The 20098-nt window shown below is 39.7% G+C and carries 14 protein-coding genes; 2 read left to right on the forward strand and 12 right to left on the reverse strand.

Features of this window, described 5'->3' with window-relative positions:
- Positions 1-21: 21 nt before the first annotated feature.
- From hemL to AAC073_RS06260, 9 genes are all read right to left on the reverse strand, one after another.
- Entirely contained in the window at positions 22-1308 is a 1287-nt protein-coding gene (gene hemL / locus AAC073_RS06220; protein WP_339922986.1) for a glutamate-1-semialdehyde 2,1-aminomutase, read from the reverse strand.
- Between the two features lie 4 nt (positions 1309-1312).
- The gene (locus AAC073_RS06225; RefSeq protein WP_339922987.1) at positions 1313-2977 is read right to left on the reverse strand and encodes an ABC transporter substrate-binding protein; all 1665 of its coding nucleotides are present in this window, start codon (positions 2975-2977) and stop codon (positions 1313-1315) included.
- A gap of 151 nt (positions 2978-3128) precedes the next feature.
- The gene (guaA, locus tag AAC073_RS06230; RefSeq protein ID WP_339922988.1) at positions 3129-4658 is read right to left on the reverse strand and encodes a glutamine-hydrolyzing GMP synthase; all 1530 of its coding nucleotides are present in this window, start codon (positions 4656-4658) and stop codon (positions 3129-3131) included.
- 842 nt (positions 4659-5500) lie between these two features.
- The gene (locus AAC073_RS06235; protein ID WP_339922989.1) at positions 5501-5905 is read right to left on the reverse strand and encodes an HIT family protein; all 405 of its coding nucleotides are present in this window, start codon (positions 5903-5905) and stop codon (positions 5501-5503) included.
- Positions 5906-5968: 63 nt separating this feature from the next.
- Positions 5969-6442, reverse strand: coding sequence for a transcription elongation factor GreA (gene greA, locus AAC073_RS06240; protein ID WP_020893299.1), 474 nt, complete (start codon positions 6440-6442; stop codon positions 5969-5971).
- 141 nt (positions 6443-6583) lie between these two features.
- On the reverse strand, positions 6584-7516 hold the full coding sequence (locus tag AAC073_RS06245; protein ID WP_339922990.1) for an NAD(P)-dependent oxidoreductase: 933 nt from the start codon (positions 7514-7516) through the stop codon (positions 6584-6586).
- Positions 7517-7523: 7 nt separating this feature from the next.
- A complete protein-coding gene (gene mgtE / locus AAC073_RS06250) occupies positions 7524-8891 on the reverse strand; it encodes a magnesium transporter (RefSeq protein ID WP_339922991.1) in 1368 nt (455 codons plus the stop codon).
- Positions 8879-9661 (reverse strand): 16S rRNA (adenine(1518)-N(6)/adenine(1519)-N(6))-dimethyltransferase RsmA, encoded by a 783-nt coding sequence (gene rsmA, locus AAC073_RS06255; protein ID WP_339922992.1) that lies wholly within the window; start codon positions 9659-9661, stop codon positions 8879-8881. Before rsmA ends, mgtE begins: the two co-directional genes overlap by 13 nt.
- A gap of 376 nt (positions 9662-10037) precedes the next feature.
- Positions 10038-10556, reverse strand: a complete 519-nt coding sequence (locus AAC073_RS06260) for a septal ring lytic transglycosylase RlpA family protein (RefSeq protein WP_339922993.1) — start codon at positions 10554-10556, stop codon at positions 10038-10040.
- 506 nt (positions 10557-11062) lie between these two features.
- On the opposite strand from AAC073_RS06260, the gene sbcD reads away from it, so the two are divergent.
- Entirely contained in the window at positions 11063-12295 is a 1233-nt protein-coding gene (gene sbcD / locus AAC073_RS06265; RefSeq protein WP_339922994.1) for an exonuclease subunit SbcD, read from the forward strand.
- Complete coding sequence (locus AAC073_RS06270; RefSeq protein ID WP_339922995.1) at positions 12292-15330, forward strand: SMC family ATPase; 3039 nt, start codon at positions 12292-12294, stop codon at positions 15328-15330. The genes sbcD and AAC073_RS06270 overlap by 4 nt, the downstream gene beginning before the upstream one ends.
- 60 nt (positions 15331-15390) lie before the next feature.
- Here the strand turns inward: AAC073_RS06270 and AAC073_RS06275 are convergent, their stop codons facing one another.
- Genes AAC073_RS06275 through AAC073_RS06285 form a run of 3 tightly spaced genes read right to left on the reverse strand, consistent with a single transcriptional unit; the run spans position 15391 to position 19804 of the window.
- Positions 15391-16593 (reverse strand): glycoside hydrolase family 57 protein, encoded by a 1203-nt coding sequence (locus AAC073_RS06275; protein WP_339922996.1) that lies wholly within the window; start codon positions 16591-16593, stop codon positions 15391-15393.
- Between the two features lie 3 nt (positions 16594-16596).
- A complete protein-coding gene (locus tag AAC073_RS06280) occupies positions 16597-17877 on the reverse strand; it encodes a glycosyltransferase family 4 protein (RefSeq protein ID WP_339922997.1) in 1281 nt (426 codons plus the stop codon).
- Positions 17878-17887: 10 nt separating this feature from the next.
- Positions 17888-19804 carry an amylo-alpha-1,6-glucosidase gene (locus AAC073_RS06285; protein WP_339922998.1) on the reverse strand — a complete coding sequence of 639 codons (1917 nt, stop codon included), beginning with the start codon at positions 19802-19804 and terminating at the stop codon, positions 17888-17890.
- Positions 19805-20098: the final 294 nt, after the last annotated feature.

Consider the following 20098-nt stretch of genomic DNA (forward strand, 5'->3'; position numbering starts at 1 on the left):
CCTTTTTTTTCTTTATTTAATCTATAAACTATTTAAAGTTTGCTCGTTGGCATCTAAGATTTTATCCAGATGTGTTTGCTCCAAAGCAGTGGAAAGGAACAAACTTTCATATTGAGAAGGAGCAAGATAAATACCTTTATCCAACATTCCCCTAAAGTATTTACCGAAAATTTCTATATCACAGGTTTGGGCATCTACAAAATTCTTTACTTTTTGATCGGTAAAGAAAAGGGTGTACATGCTACCCAAATTGTTTATGGTATAAGGAAGTCCCAATCGGTTAAGTATCTCCTTTAATCCATCAACAAGCGTATCACCTGTTTTACTCAACTGGGTATAAACCGATGGGTTTTCATCAAGATATTTCAACATCGTTAGGCCAGCGGCCATGGCTATGGGATTTCCTGAAAGTGTGCCTGCTTGGTAAACAGGTCCTGATGGGGAAACAAAATCCATGATTTCAGCCTTGCCTCCATAAGCACCTACAGGCATGCCTCCACCGATGATCTTACCCATAGTGGTAAGGTCTGGGTTAACATCCATAAGTTGTTGTGCTCCTCCAGAAGAAAGCCTGAAGCCAGTCATCACCTCATCAAATATCAATACGATGCTTTCTTCATCACAAATTTTTCTCAATCCTTGTAGAAAGCCTGATTCAGGTGGCACACAGCCCATATTCCCAGCAACAGGTTCTAGTATAATCGCTGCAATTTCATCTTTATTAGCCGCTACCACTTCTTTGACTTTTTCCAAGTCATTAAAAGGAGCCAGCAAAGTGTCTTTGGCTGTACCTTTGGTAACGCCTGGAGAATTTGGATTACCCATCGTAATGGCGCCAGATCCTGCAGCTATTAAAAAGCTATCACCATGACCATGATAATTTCCTTCAAATTTTAAAAACTTTTCTCTTCCTGTATATCCTCTAGCCAAGCGAACTGCTGACATGGTAGCTTCGGTGCCACTGTTGACCATTCTCACCTTTTCTACCGAAGGGACCATTTTTGTGATCAATTCGGCAATTTCTACTTCCAGGCCTGTCGGTGCGCCAAAGGAGGTACCATTTTCCATGGCTTTAATTACCGCTTCACGCACCAGTGGGTGATTGTGGCCCAGCACCATTGGCCCCCAACTGTTTATGGCTTCTATATATTGGTTCCCATCAACATCATAGATATAAGCACCGTCGGCTTTGGCGATGAATATAGGATCACCTCCAACAGCCTTAAATGCCCTAACAGGTGAATTTACTCCACCAGGTATAAATTTCTTAGCCTTTTCAAAAAGTTGCTTGCTTTTAATTGTCGTCATTTAATTATTCTTCAATAGTCAATACACCCTCTTCCAAACTTAATATTGGAACATAGTTATTAGATTTCACACGAGAGAAATTATATCCAAAGGTCAAATTCCCTTTGATAAAACTTCTTCTGTCAAGATTTTTCTGAAAGTCAAACCCATTTTCTTCATTGATAACCTTTGTTACAAAATCTGCTAATTCATAGCCCATATAGGCGAAGGATGAAGGATAAGCTTTATAAATATCCAAGTAATTACCTCTGAATTCATCGAGTACTTCGCTATTAAAGTCTACCGTATTATTTCCAACGAAATGGAAGTTCTGTGCCTCCATCATGTCGTAATTGGCAAAATCGAAATACAACCAGCTTTCCATCACCACTACTGGCATACCCGCTCCTAAGGACTCTACTAGGCCGAAAGTAGGTGAAGCAATATTAGGATCATCAGAAAAAATAACCATAATATCAGCTGTCGGTCTGCCACCTCCACTTAGTTCAAGGCTTTCGAAAAAGCCATGCATGTCTCTGGTAGTTACTTTCTGATTCTTCACTATTTGAAGCCCGCTATTTCTCGCCATTTCTACAAAAGTAGCGGCTAATAATTCGTCTCTGCTTGTTCCTGAATATGCCAATGCCACTCTTCTCCCTTCAAACTTGCGACAATAGTCCATTACTTTCTGGCTTATTGCCTGAATGGAAGGTCGGAACAAATAGGAATATTGAAACTCCTTCACATTGTCATCCAAATTTGACAAGGGATTAATCTGAGGAATATGCTTTTTTTGTGCGAAGTTTGCAACTATTGCCGTTTCTTCAGGGTAAAGTGGCCCAATAATTATATCTGCTTTATGCAAGAAGGGGTCTTCAAGAATCCCCCTTACTTTGGCATCATTTCTCTCTGTATCAAAAGTTTTAAAATTCAATTTTAAACCCTTGGCTCTTGCTTGTTCAAGTGCAAGTATTAATCCTTGATGCAGCTGCAAAACAAAGTTATTTGAAGTGAGAGACTGTACACCCGATCTCCCTTCATAATTGAAAGGCAGTACTACAGCTATATCCAAAACCTTGTCTTTAACTTCAGAAACGTTATCTCCATCATCATCCCCCATTGAAAAGGTCCTGGTTTTTATCGTCTCATACAGTTGCTTTTCGGTTGATGACATTGCGCTTTGGATCTCCAATCTTTCTTTTAGAGCCATGGCCAGCCCATCGTTATCCGGATAAAGCCCATACTGTACAGCTAGAGAACTTGATGCACTTACCTTCAAAAAATCATAACTTGCCCGATAGCCCTCTTTTTTCAAGGTATCGTCAGTAATTTCATTAATTAACCGAAGGCCATCATTTGGGGCAGACTGTTGAAAATGACACAGTGCTAACAAATAACGCACATCATCTTTTTTATCAAAACCTCTTGTTTCTAGAAGAACATTGAGTGCTTCTTTGGCTAGTTCAAATTGTCTGTTGCCATAAGCTGCTCTTGCAAAATGAAATCTCGCATAATCAGACAATGAACTGTATTTCTCTTTGTCAAGATAGGGCCTTAGCAATTCCATTGCTTCTGGTTGGTTGCCCTGCTCTATTTGCTTTTTAGCTTGCTCAAATTGATCAAAACCCTCTTGCGAAAACAGAGAAGATATTGGAAGAATAAGCAATAGAAAGTATAGTATTATTTTCATGTGGTGAAGAATTCTTTAATGGTGTAATTTCAAACTTCGTACCTTTTTTCACAAAAAACCGTCATCCTACCAAAATTACGAAATTAAATTTTCCTTGAGCATATTTACATAAAAAAGCCTGATAGTTACATCAGGTTTTTCTGTTATTTTTTTATTCCCACTCTATGGTTGCCGGTGGTTTAGAACTGATGTCATACACCACCCGATTGACACCTTTCACTTTATTGATAATGTCATTGGATACCTTTCCTAAGAAATCGTAAGGTAAATGAACCCAATCCGCAGTCATTCCATCTACAGAGGACACTGCTCTTAGCGCCACCACTCTTTCATAAGTTCTTTCATCACCCATCACCCCTACAGATTGCACTGGCAATAACATGGATCCAGCCTGCCATACTTCATCGTATAGGCCTGCATCTTTCAATCCCTGAATGAATATATAATCTACTTCCTGAAGCGTTCGCACCTTTTCTGGAGTAACATCTCCCAAAATTCTAATCCCAAGTCCCGGACCAGGGAAAGGGTGTCTGCCAATGATGGCATCTGAGATCCCTAAGGCTTTACCAACTTCCCTTACACCATCCTTAAAAAGCGTATTTAGTGGCTCCACTACTTTAAGTTTCATGAAATCTGGAAGCCCTCCCACATTGTGGTGGGATTTTATGGTTGCAGATGGACCGTTCACGGATACCGATTCTATCACATCAGGATAAATGGTGCCTTGTCCTAGCCATTTGACGTCTTTGATTTTATGTGCTTCCTCATCAAAAACCTCAATAAATGTTTTACCTATGGCTTTTCTTTTTCCTTCAGGATCAGAGATTCCTGCAAGGGCATCGTAAAATTTTTGCTTGGAATCTACACCAATGACGTTTAGCCCCATTCCTTTGTAAGACTCCAGTACCTCTTCATACTCGTTCTTTCGTAAAAGACCGTTGTCCACAAAGACACAAGTCAATTGATCACCAATTGCTCTGTGGATTAAGGTAGCTGCTACTGATGAATCCACTCCACCAGACAAACCCATTACTACACGGTCTTTGCCTATGCTTTCTTTTAGCGAATCGATGGTGGCATCTATGAATACATCTGAAGTCCAATCCTGTGCACAGTCACAAATCTGAACCACAAAATTTCTCAAGAGATTCTTTCCCTCTGTAGAATGGGTCACTTCCGGATGGAACTGAATACCGTAGGTTTCTTCACCTTGTACTTTATAAGCGGCTATTTTAACCGAGTGCGTACTGGCGATGACATCAAACCCTTCAGGCAATTCCTTGATGGTATCTCCATGAGACATCCACACTTGGGAATCATGTGTCAATTCCCTAAAAAGCTTGGAATGGGTGTCCAAATGGGAAATTTTGGCCCTTCCATATTCTCTAATTTCTGAAGGGGTTACATTTCCACCGTACTTCTGTGCCATTAGCTGTGCGCCATAGCATACGCCTAAAATTGGTAATTTACCGCGAAGTGCATCAATATCCAGATCAGGCGAATCATTGTCTCTAACAGAGCATGGACTGCCTGAAAGTATGATTCCTTTTATGTCTGGGGTGATAGGGGGGATTTTATTGAAGGGGTGAATTTCACAATATACATCCAGTTCCCTAACACGTCTGGCGATTAGCTGCGTGTATTGAGAACCAAAGTCTAGGATTAAAATCTGTTCTGCCATGCGCAAAGTTAATCAGCCCTTGCCAATTCCCGAAATAAAAAGATGAATTTCCAAAATAATATTTGGGGTTAATACTTTAAGAATGATTTCTGAACTTAATCAAACTCACTCTAAAATTCCAGATAAAGGGTTGGAAACCAATTTAAACCGAATGATTTAATAAACATTGATGTGTTGTATGGGACAATAGTATTTTGTTAAACTTTGTTTTTTCCCGAAACCATACCGATTATCACGGATATGCGCATTATTAGAAACTAATTACGGGACCTGTTCAACCCCATACGGGGTTGGAAAGATGATGGTTGATCGGCTGTCCACGGGTTTTCACCCGTGGTTATTGTTGTTGAAGCCCTGTAGGCTTCTTAGGATTCCCAAGGGAAATAAAGCAATAAAAACCCAGCTCCACTCTTCACTTTTCACTAAAGCTAAGCATATTGGTTTAAATAACCGGACCCTGAGCGGATTCGAAAGGGGTAGGTTTGAAGTTCACATTTCCAATTACTTCGACTACGCTCAGCCGCCAGGAGGTTGTTGACCTTTTTTGACCGAATGGATTCCCAATGACGATCCGATTGGAATGACTATAGTAATAAAATGATCAACTTTTCTTAAAAAAACAGACCTGAAGGGTCTGAACTATAATAGCCGTGGGTGGCAACCCACGGGATAGACAAACACACCTACACTCAACACTGAAGGTGTTGAACAGCTTCAAGAGATTCCCTGAGAAGATAAAAAGTGAAAGAACTACAGGGTCGAAGGGGTAGATCTGACGTTCGCATTACCCTAAGGCTTCGGCTCCGCTCAGCCGCCGGATGGGAAGCAAAGGAAAACCCCTGTCAATCAGCTCGATCGAAAGCTTGCTTAATTTTTGAGGCTATATCTTCCATTTCCTCTTTTTCCAATTTAAGTTTCGGCCTGCTAAAATTAATATCATCCATGCTCCTAAGAGGCACCAAATGGATATGCACATGAGGCACCTCCAAGCCTATTACGGCGACACCTATTCGGGTACATTTGATGACCGATTCCTGGGCTTTGGCTACTTTTTTGGCAAAAAGATGGAGGCTGGCGTACAACTCATCTTCCAAATCGTAAATATAATCGACCTCTTGTTTTGGCACCACGAGCAAGTGGCCTTTTACCAAAGGCATGATGTCTAAAAAAGCAATATGATGTTCATCCTCAGCAACGATATTTGCTGGAATTTCTCTGTTGATTATCTTTGTGAAAATAGAAGGCATAATTGGGGAAGTTAATTATTGATCACAAAAAAATCCCGATGCATCGCAACCGGGATTAAAAAATTATAAGCTGATTTCCAAAACTTCAAATTCAACCAAACCTGCAGGGGCTTGAATTTGAGCAATTTCACCAACCTTCTTACCTAAAAGGCCTTTTCCAAAAGGAGATGCCGATGAGATTTTATTGGCTTTCAAGTCTGCCTCTTCTTCAGAAACAAGCATGTAAGAAACAGTCATGCCATTTTTTACATTTTTTATCTTCACTGTGCAAAGAATTCCTACTTTAGAGTTGTCCATTTTGGAGTTGTCCAATACCCTAGCATTACCAACGACATTCTCCAATTTGGCAATCTTCAATTCCAAATGACCCTGTGCATCTTTGGCTGCATCATATTCAGCATTCTCACTTAGGTCACCTTTATCTCTGGCTTCAGCGATTTGCTTGGCAATGTCTGTTCTGCCTTTGGTTTTCAGGAACTGAAGCTCTTCTTTGAGCTTCCGTAACCCTTCTTCGGTATAATATTGTATGCTTCCCATATCAATTAATTGTTAACCTCGTATATAAATAAAATAACGGCCACAACATTGAGACCGTTTCCTTATGCTTCCATTATTTTGTACTGGCAAAGATAAAATAAGAATTCATATTTTACAATTTAACTATCTTTTATTAAGCCTTTAACCATGCCATTGACCCGCTATTTTAGCCACCAACACTTCATTTATTTTGTAGTAAGACTCTTTGGACCACCCTGCTACATGCGGTGAAAAAAGCACCTGTTTAAAGCCAGTTAGTTGCTCAAACGACTTTTTCTCAGCAACAGTTAAGTTCTGGAGTTTTTCTTTTTCCAGCACATCTAAAGCAGCCCCTTTTAGTTTCCCATTCTGGAGTCCTTCATTCAAGGTTTCAAAACTAATGACCTCTCCACGTGCTGTATTGATCAGGTATAATGGTTTGTTAAACCCGTTGATAATTTCGGTAGTGAAAAACCCTTTCGTTTCTTCCGTCAGTGGCACATGAATACTTAAAACATCTGCTTTTTCCTGAATGGTTTCAAAGCTACATTCCTCAACAAATTCATTGCCAAAACCCTTCTTGTATTTGTCATAGGCCAGTACTTTCACACCAAAACCTTTAAGCCGCTGTGCAAAAGCAGCCCCCATGTTCCCAAAACCAAAAACACCTACCGTTTTACCAAAAAGCTCTTCGCCTCTATTCCCTTCTCTGTCCCAAACACCACGCCTTACCTGACTATCAGACTGTACATAATGATTGAACAGAGCCAAAAGCATCCCTAAAGCATGTTCTCCAACTGCATCTCTATTACCTTCCGGGGCAGCATAAAGTGCAATATCATTTTGCTCCAGGTAATCCAAATCAATATTGTCCAGGCCTGCACCCGCTCGTGCAACAAACTTTAAATTAATTCCTTTTACCAGTAAATCCCTATCAATGGGTGTTTTGGAACGAATAACAAGCCCTTGATAATCGGATAATATTTGAAGAATACCCTCTCTATCTATATCTGGCCTATAATGTGCCTCGTACCCCTTTTCTTCCAAGAGCGGGACGATGCTTTCATGCATCTGGTCAATGATTAATATTTTCATGCGTTTATTAAAGATTCAATAACAATGTGGCTACCATAAAATACACGCCTAATCCCAATAGATCATTGGCGGTAGTGATAAAAGGTCCTGAAGCCATCGCCGGATTGATCCCCAATTTATCTAAAACAATAGGGGTAATTGTCCCCATAAAGGAAGCCAACAAAACCACGCTAAATAAGGCGATACTTACAACCAAACCGAACTTGACATCCTTGTCATATAGAAAAACAACTGTCGCCATTACAAACAAAGCCAAAACCAGGCCATTTAAAACCGCAACTAGAAACACTTTGAGCAACCTTTTGGTCAAACTATCTTCAAATACGGATCTATTGGCCAGACTCTGTACGACTAAAGTAGAAGACTGAATGCCTACATTTCCACCAGTTGCGGTGATCAATGGAATAAAAAAAGCCAGCGCCGTTACGGCATTTAGTCCCTCTTCAAAGAAACCTATAAATCCTGCCCCCAACAGTCCTCCTACCATCCCTATTAAAAGCCAAGGCAATCGGGCCCTGGAAAGTCTATAAACGGAATCAGATTCTTCTACATCATCCGAGAAACCAGTCATTGCCTGGATATCTTCCTCCGCCTGTTCTCTTATCAAGTCCAGGATATCATCCACGGTAATTCTTCCAACGAGTTTATTTTTTACGTTCACTACAGGCACAGCTTCCAAGTCATATTTACGCATTATTTCTGCGACTTCTTCTCCCTCCATATAGGTAGGCACTGATATAAGGTTGTCTTCGTAGAGGTCTGCCACTTTCGTATCCGAAGAGGCAAGAATTAACTTTTTCAGGGCTACCCGACCCAGCAATTGTTCCTTATTATCAACGACGTAAATGCTGAAGATCTTTTCTACATTTTCAGCCTGCCTTCTTATTTCATCTATCGTTTGGACCACTGTCCAGTTCAGGTTGGCTTTGATGATCTCTTTGGCCATCAACCCCCCAGCACTGTCTTCATCATAACGAAGAAGCTCAATAATATGGAGGGACTTTTCTTTGGTAGCAAGATGACTAATAACGGCCTCACGATCATTTACGACCAACTGATTCAATACATCTACCGCATCATCGGAATCCATATGATCTATAAGCGTGGCCAGTTCTTCTGGCGGCATCGCCTTGATGACTTTGTACTGGGGATCTTCATCCAGCTCAATCAATATATCCGCGGAAAAATCCGGATCGAGGGCCCTTAATACAAAAAGCGCCTCCATCATGTCCAGCTCATCCAATAAGGCCGCTACATCTGCTTTATTGGCATCTTGCATAGATTCCTGAATGGATACTATGTGCTCGCCGGTAATATTCTCTTTTAGTGCCTCCAGGTATTCCCTGGACAGCTCAAATGCTTTTATTCTTTCCAATCTTCTTCAAGTTTTTGGGTCAATAAAACAAATTCAGGTACCCCAAGCTGTTCGGCTCTCAAGTCTAAAACCGGATCTGCTTTGAATTCCTCAGAGAGTCCCATAGGTTTTAGCGCATTTCTTAGCGTTTTTCTTCTTGTACTAAAGGCTTGTTTAACAAGTCTAAAAAACAGCTTTTCATTACAATCCAACTTTTCCACTCCATTTCGCTTTATGCGTATTACTCCACTGTTGACCTTGGGTGGGGGATCAAAAACTTCAGGTGGCACCGTAAACAAGTATTCCACATCATAATAAGCCTGAAGCAATACACTTAAAATACCATAGGTTTTATTGCCTTTCTTTGAAGTCATCCTTTCCGCTACTTCCTTTTGCAACATACCAACTACTTCAGTTACCAGATGTCTTTTTTCCAACACTTTAAAGAAAATCTGGCTGGATATATTGTAAGGGAAATTCCCTATGATCGCATGGGTACCGGTTAACTTTTCCCTAAAATCAAAATTCAGGAAATCACCTTCCATGATATTAAGCTTGTCTGAACTGTATTTATTATTGAGGAAGGTAATCGACTCTTTGTCTATCTCAATAAGGTTTAAATCCCAGTTTTTTTCAATTAGGAAATCAGTGAGCACACCCATTCCCGGCCCAATCTCCAACACAACATTGTTGTCCATATGGCCAGTAAGCGACACTGCTATCTTCTCTGCTATATCTAAGTCTTTCAGAAAATGCTGACCCAAATGTTTTTTAGCTCTCACTTTGCTCATAATATTGATTTATTTAGGGGGAATTTAAGTCATCAAAAGTAAGCAATATAATGTAATGACATAACATAAAACAAAGGCCTATTTAAATTAAAAAGGGCTATTTTAATGGCTGTTTTAGTATAAAAAAATTAAAATTTCGTTTATAAAACTACTGACTTGAAACAGGTTATCAAGACAACAGATTCAATTCACTATTTCAATAAAAAAGGATAGGGTGAATCTAATTCCGACAATAAAGAATGTGGCAAACGAAAAATCACCTACTGAATTCTCCTGCATAAAAATATTAATCCTGAATTCCCGGGTAATAAGAAAGCATTAAACCTATAGGAATCAAATAGGAAAATATCCTAAAGCCACTTGAGCTAGCATTGAGTCAGAAGGCCTTATTTTCGAGCTTCATCAATTCCTCCTCATCCCTCTGAAAGGCAATTGCAGGCTGGAAACTTCTTAGACGAATGTCTTTCGGAACTTTCTTGTATTGGCCTCGCACCCATTCGACAGCCTGCTCACTCAAAAGTGAAAGCTTGACCTGAACAATGCCATCACTTACCATTTCTAGTTGTTCTGCAACTCCTTTTGAAAGGTCTATTATACGTCTTGAACTCTTGGGCAAACGATCATTGACACGGACGATTGCCTCTAATCCATTTTGTTGGTTTGTTACTTTTAACAAAGTGCCGAAAGGCAGGTGCTTGTGTGCTGCAGTGTATTCCCACATGTCATACACTTCACCATTGGCTGTTTTGCGTTTATGAAACCGTGTTCCATAAAAACTTGCCACTCCTTCTTGAATAATCAATAGTGAATCTGGGGAAGAGAAAGGCGATTGCGCCAATGTAGCACTTTCAAAACCTAAGGTAAGCAATAGGCATATAGCCAAAATTCTTTTCATAATAATTTTACTACATACAATAATTATTCCAATTGGTCCATAGCGTCTGACTTTCAATGTATTCAATGGAATTGTTCATCAAAATCGTAAATTAATATGAAATCCAAACTAAATAAAACCACCTATCAAAGAATTAAACCAATAGGAATACAAGACATGCTAGAGGACCTTCAGACATTGTTGGCAAATCTTGAACAGCAAATTTGAATCCCTTGTACGAACACTACAATTGAACGCAATCCTTTATTTCCTTATAGAATTTACCTCAAAAATAAAGAAATGCGCTTGTCCCCGTCTGTCTTTACCGTAAATTTAACCATGTTTAACTCGGGTTATACAAGGACGGTGATACTAATGGTGGAAGCACCAGAGAATCAGTGGAATTGGCTCCGCCAAGGCTTTGGAGATAAGGAACGGGCGAAAATTTACTGTTATTGACCTGATACCAGCACAAAATTAGATATTTTGGCCTTAATTATCAATATTCATAATAGCTTTTCAAAATAATGCAAATCAAAATATTACATACTGCAGACTGGCATTTAGGAAAAAGGCTTCAAGAAGCCTCAAGATTGGAAGAGCAAAAACTTGTGCTAGAGGAAATCACAGCCATTGCAGATACAGAAGCGGTCGATTTAATTTTGATTGCCGGGGATATTTTCGATGGGTTTAATCCAGGCCATGAAGCCATCGAATTACTTTACAGAACCCTTCGAAAGCTATCTAAAAATGGGCAAAGACCCATTGTCGCCATATCAGGCAACCATGACAGCACCCAGTTTATAGAAGCGCCAGATCCACTGGCAAGAGAAATGGGTATATTTTTTTACAGTAGATACGACACCATTATCCCAACAGGGAAACTTGACAGTGGAATTGAAGTGGTCGCTTCCGACAAGGGATTCGTTTCGCTGAAATTACCACAGTGGGATTTCCCTGTTCGCATCCTATTGGCACCCTATGCCAATGAAGTATCCTTACGCACCTACCTTGGTGAAGGCGATAGAGAAAATGAATTGAGAAATGTATTGCAAGATAAATGGACCGCTCTTGCTGACCAATATTGTGACACCTTAGGTGTAAACTTATTCATAGGTCATTTTTTCTTTGTAAAAGAAGGGGCAAAACCAGAACCGGAACCGGAAAGTGAGCGCCCCATACTGCATGTAGGAGGCACTCAAGCCTTGTATACGTCTAATATACCTCATCAAATCCAATATGCTGCATTGGGCCATTTGCACCGCTACCACGCCACAACCAAAAACCCATTTCCTGTGGTATATTCCAGTTCTCCACTAGCCTATTCATTTAGCGAAGCAGGACAAGAAAAACAAGTGGTGCTTATACAAGGTGAGCCGGGAAAAACAGTAAGTTATAGACCTATCTCACTGAAGCAGGGCAGAAAATTGGAGCGCAAAAAATTCAGCGAACTAACGACAGCTGTGCAATGGCTGAAGGAAAACCCCTATTGCTTTGTGGAGTTGACCTACGAAACAGAGAATTCCATAGATGCGGCCACCAGAAAAAGTATACTCCAAGCGCATGATGGGATCATCAACCTTATTCCTCAAATCAAAAACCTCGATGAGGCGGCAAATAACCAATTGCAGGTAGAAGATTTAGAGAAAGACATGACCAGTTTGTTTAACATGTATTACGAAAGTGAAAAAGGTCAGAAACCTAACGAGGAATTAATGTCCGTTTTTAAAGAGATTCTTAGTCAAGACAAAAATATATGATTCCGTTAAAGCTTACAATACGAGGATTATACTCCTACAAAGAAGAGCAAACCATAGATTTTGAAAAACTTACTGCTGCGGGCATGTTTGGTATTTTTGGTGCAGTTGGCAGTGGTAAATCTTCCATTTTAGAAGCCATTTTGCTGGCTTTGTACGGCAGTACAGAAAGGCTTTCCGACAGAGGAGAAAAGAACAGTATGGTCAACCTTCAGAGCAATCAATTATTGATCAGCTTTGAATTTAGGGCTGGGAAAAATAATAGCCATCATTATTTGGCGAGGTATTCGGTGAAAAGGAATGCCAAAAACTTTGAAGAGATCAAACCTGCTGAACACACTTTTTACATCAAGGAGGGAGAAGAAATTACACCTGTTCATCAAAATGCCGAAGCGATCATCGGCATGAAAAAGGAGCATTTTAAACAAACAGTAATTATCCCCCAAGGTAAATTCAGGGAATTTATAGACCTAACACCTGGCCCAAGAGCAGAAATGATGAAGGAGCTCTTTGGCTTGGAGCGGTTTGACTTGTCTGCTAAAACAGGGAGTCTATTGAAAACGGCGAAAAACGAACTGATTCGATTGGAAACCCAATTGGAAGGATTAGGAGATTCTTCTGAGGAAGTTTTAAAAGAGAAGGCTCAAAAAAGAAAAGACCTCTTAGAAACTGTCAAAAATGCTGAAGAAAGTTTAGAAAAAGCCTACATAAAACTACAGTCACTTGAAGCTATAAAAAAGAAGCACACACAACTACTTGATTTCAAATCACAATGGGCACAACTTCAAACCCGTGAAACTGAGATTGAAGACAAAAAGAAAGAACTGAAAGCCTTCATCCAAGCAAATAGCCACCTACGTCCTATCTGGAATCAGATAAAAGATTGGAAAATGGAATTGGAAAAGGCCACTACTGGACTGGTCAATTGCAATAGGTTTAAGGAGACCTATTCTGAGGATATCCACAAACTAGAAGATCAGGAAAGAGAGCTAAGAAAAAAAGCTGAAAAAAGACCTTTGCGAGAGGCTAAAATCCGGGATCTTAAAATGGTATTGGAGATTCAAGTCATTAAAAAAAGACTTATTGAAGCCCAGAATAAGGTAGCTTCTCTTCAACCAAGAATAAATGAAGACTTGGAAAAGCAAAAGATGCTGGAGAAACAACTTTCTATTCTTGATCATGAATTGGACAATAGTAGGAGTCAAGCAACTAGCACCCAACTGGCAAAGCTTACCGGCGACATCAAGGATTGGAATACTTTCACGGAAAATAAAAGCAACCTAGAGCATGCTTTAGACCAGATCAAATCGGAGATTGAGATCATAAAAGGCAGGGAGGAAAAAATCACCGCTACTGTCCCAGACAAATTCAATGACTTGGAAGGTTGGGCCAGTTGGGAAAACAATAACCTTAAAACAATAGCGACAGCCAAAGAAAAGTTAATCGAAAATAAAGCCTTACAAGCCCATGTTAAAAATTTAAAAGAAGGTGAGCCTTGCCCCCTATGTGGCTCGGTACACCATCCCATACCCCTTTCAACCGATCAGACAGAGAAGCAAGTAGCCGCATACAACCAGCAGCTAAATGATTCCCAGCAGACATTGGAGAAGATCCAGCAACTTTCCCGTCAACTTTATGATCAAAACCTTCAACGGACCAATCAATCAAAGCTTTGCACTGATAAAGAGCATGATTTAAAAACATTAAACCTTCAGTTTTCAAAATTGAAAACCAGCCTGGTAGATGAAGGTGTGAACAATCTTGAAGATTTAAAATTAAAACTTAATAACCTTACTGATCAAATACAAAAAGAAGAGTCCCTTCGTAAAACGGCCAAAGAACATAGAATGCAGCTGGAAAATCTCCGAACACAAATTGAAAATGGTCAGCAGCAATTGAGAGCGGAAGAGCAAAAAACAATAGAACAGAAAAGCACACTTAAAGCAAAGGAAGAAGAAGTAAATGACCCAAATTTCAGCAATGGCTACATGGAATCTTCTACTGAAACCATCCGACAAACAATTAATTCTGTACAAAAAGACATTGAAGATACTGCCAATTTATTGGATGGAAAACAGAAAGTGTTGAAGGAAAAACGCAATGATGCAGCGACCAACTTGGCCAACCTGGAAAATTTCAAAAAGGACAAAGAAGAGGCAGGGCTTAAATTAGAGGGGTTAACCAAAGAATATGGTGAATTAAAAATCAAGTTGGGTCAAACGGATCAAGTTCTGTTGGAAAAACTTTTTAGTAGTAACCTCGACGAAGAAAAATTTGACCGTGAGATTAGAGATTATGAAAAAGAGTGTTCTATTGTAAAGTCTCATTTGGCCGCATTAGAAGCCGAGGAGGGCATTTCAAACTTTGACCAAACTCATTTTGATTCCCTTAAGGAAGACTGTGACACCAAAAAAACCGAACTCGAAAGTGTTAAGAAGGGAAAAATCAATCTGGACCGGGACATTTCAGACCTGCAGGAAAAATTAGAGACAAAAAAAGGCTTGATGAAAGTACTTGATGCCATGGAAAACAGGGCATCCAATTTAAAAGAATTAGAGCAACTCTTTAAAGGCAGTGGGTTTGTGAAATATGTCAGTAGTATTTACCTCAAAGAATTGTGTAACACGGCAAATAAAAGATTTACTCAACTTACCAAAAATAGCCTACGACTAGAGATTGATGCCAACAATACTTTTTGGGTGGTGGACTATTTGAATGAAGGCAAAAAGAGATTATTAAAGACTTTGTCTGGTGGCCAAACTTTTCAGGCATCCTTATGTCTGGCATTGGCATTGGCGGAAAAAGTCAAATCACTTAATCAAGCGGACCAAAGTTTCTTTTTTCTTGATGAAGGCTTTGGTGCATTGGACAAGAAATCACTCCGAATTGTTTTTGAGACTTTAAAAGCACTTCGTCATGAAAATAGAATAGTGGGCATCATAAGCCACGTAGAAGAATTGCAGCAAGAAATAGAAGTTTTCGCCAATATAGTATTGGATCCTGAAAAGGGTAGCCAGGTCTTGTACAGTTTCCAATAAAAGCAAAAAGCATCCCTAAATCCAGGGATGCTTGCAATTGTATTGAAAGGTAAAAATAGCTTATGCCTTGGCTTTTTCTGCTAATTTCAGTCTTAGGATAAAATCACTAAGTACATTCATATAATTTATAAATGCTTCATAGGGACTTTCATAAGGGCTAAAGTAAGCGTGAATGTCTCCGTCGGAGAAAAACTTGGTACACATATAATAGAAGTGGTCACTTGTCTGCAAGTAGCGCCAATCTTTATTAATGTCCTGATCATCCAATCTTTTGACCTGTTTTTCCAACTCAAAAAGCCTATCAAACGCTTCATCCTGAAGGTCATTCCCTAACCATGCGGTAAGGTCGCGCTCTTCATCTGCCCAAGAAATGGGAGTGGGAACATTTATTTGTCCCACAGGAGACGCATTCGCAATCACTTCTGAAGGCGTGGAGAAATTGAAATTTGTTTGGTGTAATATGGCATCAGGAAGTTTTTTCATGAACTCAAAAATTCCTGTTTCCTTCCATTGGTGTTCACCAAAGGTTTCGTAATCCATAAACAGGTTGATGACTTCGTCGTCTTTGGGCACCTGGTTCAGCCAGCCTATAAATTTGTCAGTGGTTAGCGGGTATTCGTTCCATGCTTTTTCTCCAAATCTAAAAGCAATGTCATCACTTAACCTAAAGTTTTTGAGTAACACCTTAAGTTTAGGTTCTTTAGCATTAACATAAACGAAATTAGGACTTTTCCATCCCAGAACATGCTTGGCTCCTTCGGATAATATGCCTTCAAAACCCATTTTTGCCACCATTTCTCCGATATTATCTGAATAAATCAGCTCGGTATTCCTGAAAACTTTAGGTTTGTAACCATTGAAGTGATGCTGAATTTTTTCCTGGTGTAAGCTTACCATGTCCTTAAATTCAGTTTCACTTTTGAGGGCACACAGAGAGTGTCCGTAGGTTTCGTTTAGTAATTCAACATGCCCTGTGGCCACCAATTCCTGGAAGCTATGTAATACTTCCGGCGCATAAGCCTCCATCTGGTCGAGAACAGTCCCAGACAGGGAAAAGCATACCTTAAACTTTCCATCATGTTTCCTGATTAATTCCAACAAAAGTTGGTTCATAGGCAGGTAGCACTTTTTGGCTACCTTATTCATGATGTTTCTGTTCGAGTAGTCATCCCAATAATCATGATCATCCCCTATCTCAAAAAAGCGATAAGGTTTTAATCTAAAGGGTTGGTGTACTTGAAAATAAAAACAAATGGTTCTCATATTCTATTGGTTAACGGTTTGCTTATAAATCCCAATTACCTTTTCGGCAACGTGCTCCCATTTGAGCCTTTTTAGTTCTTCTCTTCCCATTTCTTGAAACATTTTGGAAATTCCATTATAATGCAATAGCGCAAAAATAGCATCCGCCATGGCATCAATGTCCCAAAAATCAACTTTTACAGCATTTTGCAGCACCTCTGCTACTCCCGACTGTTTGGAAATGATCACAGGTGTGCCATGTCTAACGGCTTCCAAGGGTGAAATCCCAAAGGGTTCCGATACTGACGGCATGACGTATACATCGCTTAAGGCAAACATTTTGTCCACATCATCTCCCTTGAGGAATCCAGTAAAATGAAATTTTGTCCCTATCCTCAATTCAGCAACTCTTTGAATCATTCGGTTCAGAAGATCACCTGATCCTGCCATCACAAACCTGACATTTTCATCCTTTTCAATTACTTTTGCTGCGGCCTCCACAAAATACTCAGGTCCTTTCTGGAAGGTTATCCTGCCTAAAAAGGTGACAATTTTTTCAGGCACTTGCTTTACAAAATTTGACTTTATTATACTGGCATCTAAAACGGCATTGTGCACTACAGTCACCTTTTCTTCTGGTATACCATATTTGGTAACAATAGTGTTTTTTGTAAGTTGGCTTACAGCTATAACTTTATCGGCTGCTTCCATTCCCGCCTTTTCAATATCATACACTCTTTGGTTCACGGTTTGGCCTGAGCGATCAAACTCAGTGGCGTGAACGTGGGCTATCATCGGTTTTCCGCTTATCTTCTTGGCCGCAATTCCGGCAGGAAAAGAAAGCCAATCATGGGCGTGTATGAGGTCGAATTTCTTATCCTTGGCAATCTGTGCAGCGACCAAGGCATAACGGGACACTTCCAAAATAAGGTCTTTACCATATTTCCCACTAAAGTTAAATTTGTTAGCCAGCACACCAGATTCAAGTTCATCCTGATCTTTTAACAAACGTTCGGTATGGTTATGATATTCCTCAGGGCTTAAGTAAGGCACCAAAAAAGAGCTTACTTCAAGATAGGTGAGGCTTTTCCAAATGTCCCGAAAGCGGCGTTCGCGATAATCTATTTCAATTTCACTCGCGTTTACAAACTCCGCCAATGGATCTTCATCCCCCCACAACTTTGGAACAACAAAAATCAGGTCTTGTTTGTGGTGTTCCATTCCCTTTACTAGTCCGTAGCAGGCCGTACCTAAGCCACCGGAAATATGAGGAGGAAATTCCCAACCAAACATTAATACTTTCATAGATGGTTCTTTACAAGTTGTTGATTAAATATTTCATCCTTAACAATTCGCCTACACTCCATGCCTGCGATATGGCCCCTTTTGGTCTATGGGGGGGATCTCCTTCATAAATCTCAGCAATAGTTCCTACCCCGTACTGGGTCATCACACCATCAAAGCTACTGATCATATTTTCTACCAGTTTTTTACCCTGCTTGCCATGTAATTTCAGGTACCCTTCAGCAAAATGTCCCAATAACCAAGGCCAGGCAGTGCCTTGATGATAGGCATTGTCTCTTTCATTTTGGTCTCCTTTATAATAGCCCTTGTATCTTGGATCACTAGGTGCTAAAGTTCTAAGACCACGATTGGTAAATAAGTTGGCCTTAACCATCTCCAAAACCTTGTCTTTTTGCTCATTGGACAATGGGCTATAAGGCAATGAAGTAGCAAAAACCATATTTGGCCTTATAGACCAGTCTTTTCCTTCCTCGTCTATTACATCCGCCAGATAGCCTTTCTTTTCAGACCAAAATCCATCCACAAAGGATAAAGCAACTTTATCTGCCAGTTCGAGCACTTCCTCATCCCCTGTCAATTCATGGTAAAAACACAAAGCATTGTACCACAAAGCATTGATTTCCACTGGAGAACCAATCCTAGGAGTGACAGGTCCTTCTTTTGTGACAGCGTCCATCCAAGTTAATCCAACTCCTTCTACTCCTCCACTAATTAGGCCATTTTCCTTTACATGTATTTTAAATACAGTACCCCTCTTAAAGCCGTCTATAATCCCTTTACATTTTTCTATGTATTTGGATTTGATGGTTTCTTTGTCTCCAGTAAAAATAATATATTGTTGTAATGTCCAAAAAAACCACAATGGAGCATCTATGGAATTCATATTGGTCAATACCCCACTGCCTACATTTGGAAACATCGCTCCCTGCAAATCTTTGGACATCGAATCCATTACATCTAGAAATGTTTGTGTATCGCCCATGGTCAAAGTTAAACCAGGCAATGCAATAAAGGTGTCTCTTCCCCACCAACCAAACCAAGGGTACCCTGCCACTACGCGTGTTTCACCGTCACGTCGGCTAATAAACTGCCCGGCAGAATTTTTTAAACAGTTCTCGAAATTATCTCTAGGAATACGTCGATTGATTTCTTCGTTAAATTTGGAATGAAGTTCATCTGTTTCCGCTACTTTCAGTCCTGCAGCAAAAACAATGCTCTCTCCTTTCTCCATCTCAAACTCAAAGTATCCAGGAACATATAAATCTTCCTGATAATCATATCCACGCTCAATCTCTCTTATGTATTCAATATTATAAAACCAATCTGGTACTGGAACGAAGTCATTGGCTTTTGAAATCTGTATGGATAGCGGATCATAGGCATCATAGAGCTTGACCTGTACACCATTCTTTATTTTTTTAGTTTTTTTATTTACGTAAGTATTTGCTTTGGAAAGACCATGGTACCCCCTAAAAGCAAGAAATGGGTTAATCCTTAATATCGTTGGTACAACTGCATCCACCAAAGTATACCTAATCATGACCCTATCCTCAGTGGAGTCTAGAATAATTTCCTTTTCTAAAATCACTCCTCCAACCCTATAAGTTAGCTTAGGGATTGGCTCGGAATCAAAATCTTCAAGGTATTTGTGGCCTCTGGGAGAATAATTACCTGGGTATTTATTGATGCCCAAATTAAAGACAGCATCTTTTTGAACAATCGTTTCGTGCACGTTGGATAGTAACACATGAAGCTGTCCGTCTATTTGAGGTTGTGGGGCAACCAAGAGTCCATGATATTTCCTGGTATTGCAGCCGATAATCGTTGTACTCGTATAGCAACCCAATGGGTTGGATCTTATGATCTCCTTATCCAAAGAGTAATTAAGGTTGATGAGTTGAGTCTTATCGAAGTGTATATAGCTCATTTAAACAAAAGTTTGAGGTTTTTATAAAAATACTTTAATACTTCGTAAAGAAAAATATTTAATATAAAAACTACAGCAAATAAGTAAAATGATAGCGGCAAACTCAATTTTTGAGCAAAAAAAAAGGAACTCAACAAGAGTCCCTTTGGAATTAAATATTTTATATACCTATCAAGCGCTTTCCTTTTGAATTTTTTCAAAATTTCTGATTGATTCCTCAAACTTAATCATATACATCTGAACCTGATTTAGGTTAATGTATCTTATTTTGGGGCTTTTTTTTGAAGGCTGAAG

This window comes from uncultured Cyclobacterium sp. (genome assembly GCF_963977555.1).
Classification (GTDB): domain Bacteria; phylum Bacteroidota; class Bacteroidia; order Cytophagales; family Cyclobacteriaceae; genus Cyclobacterium.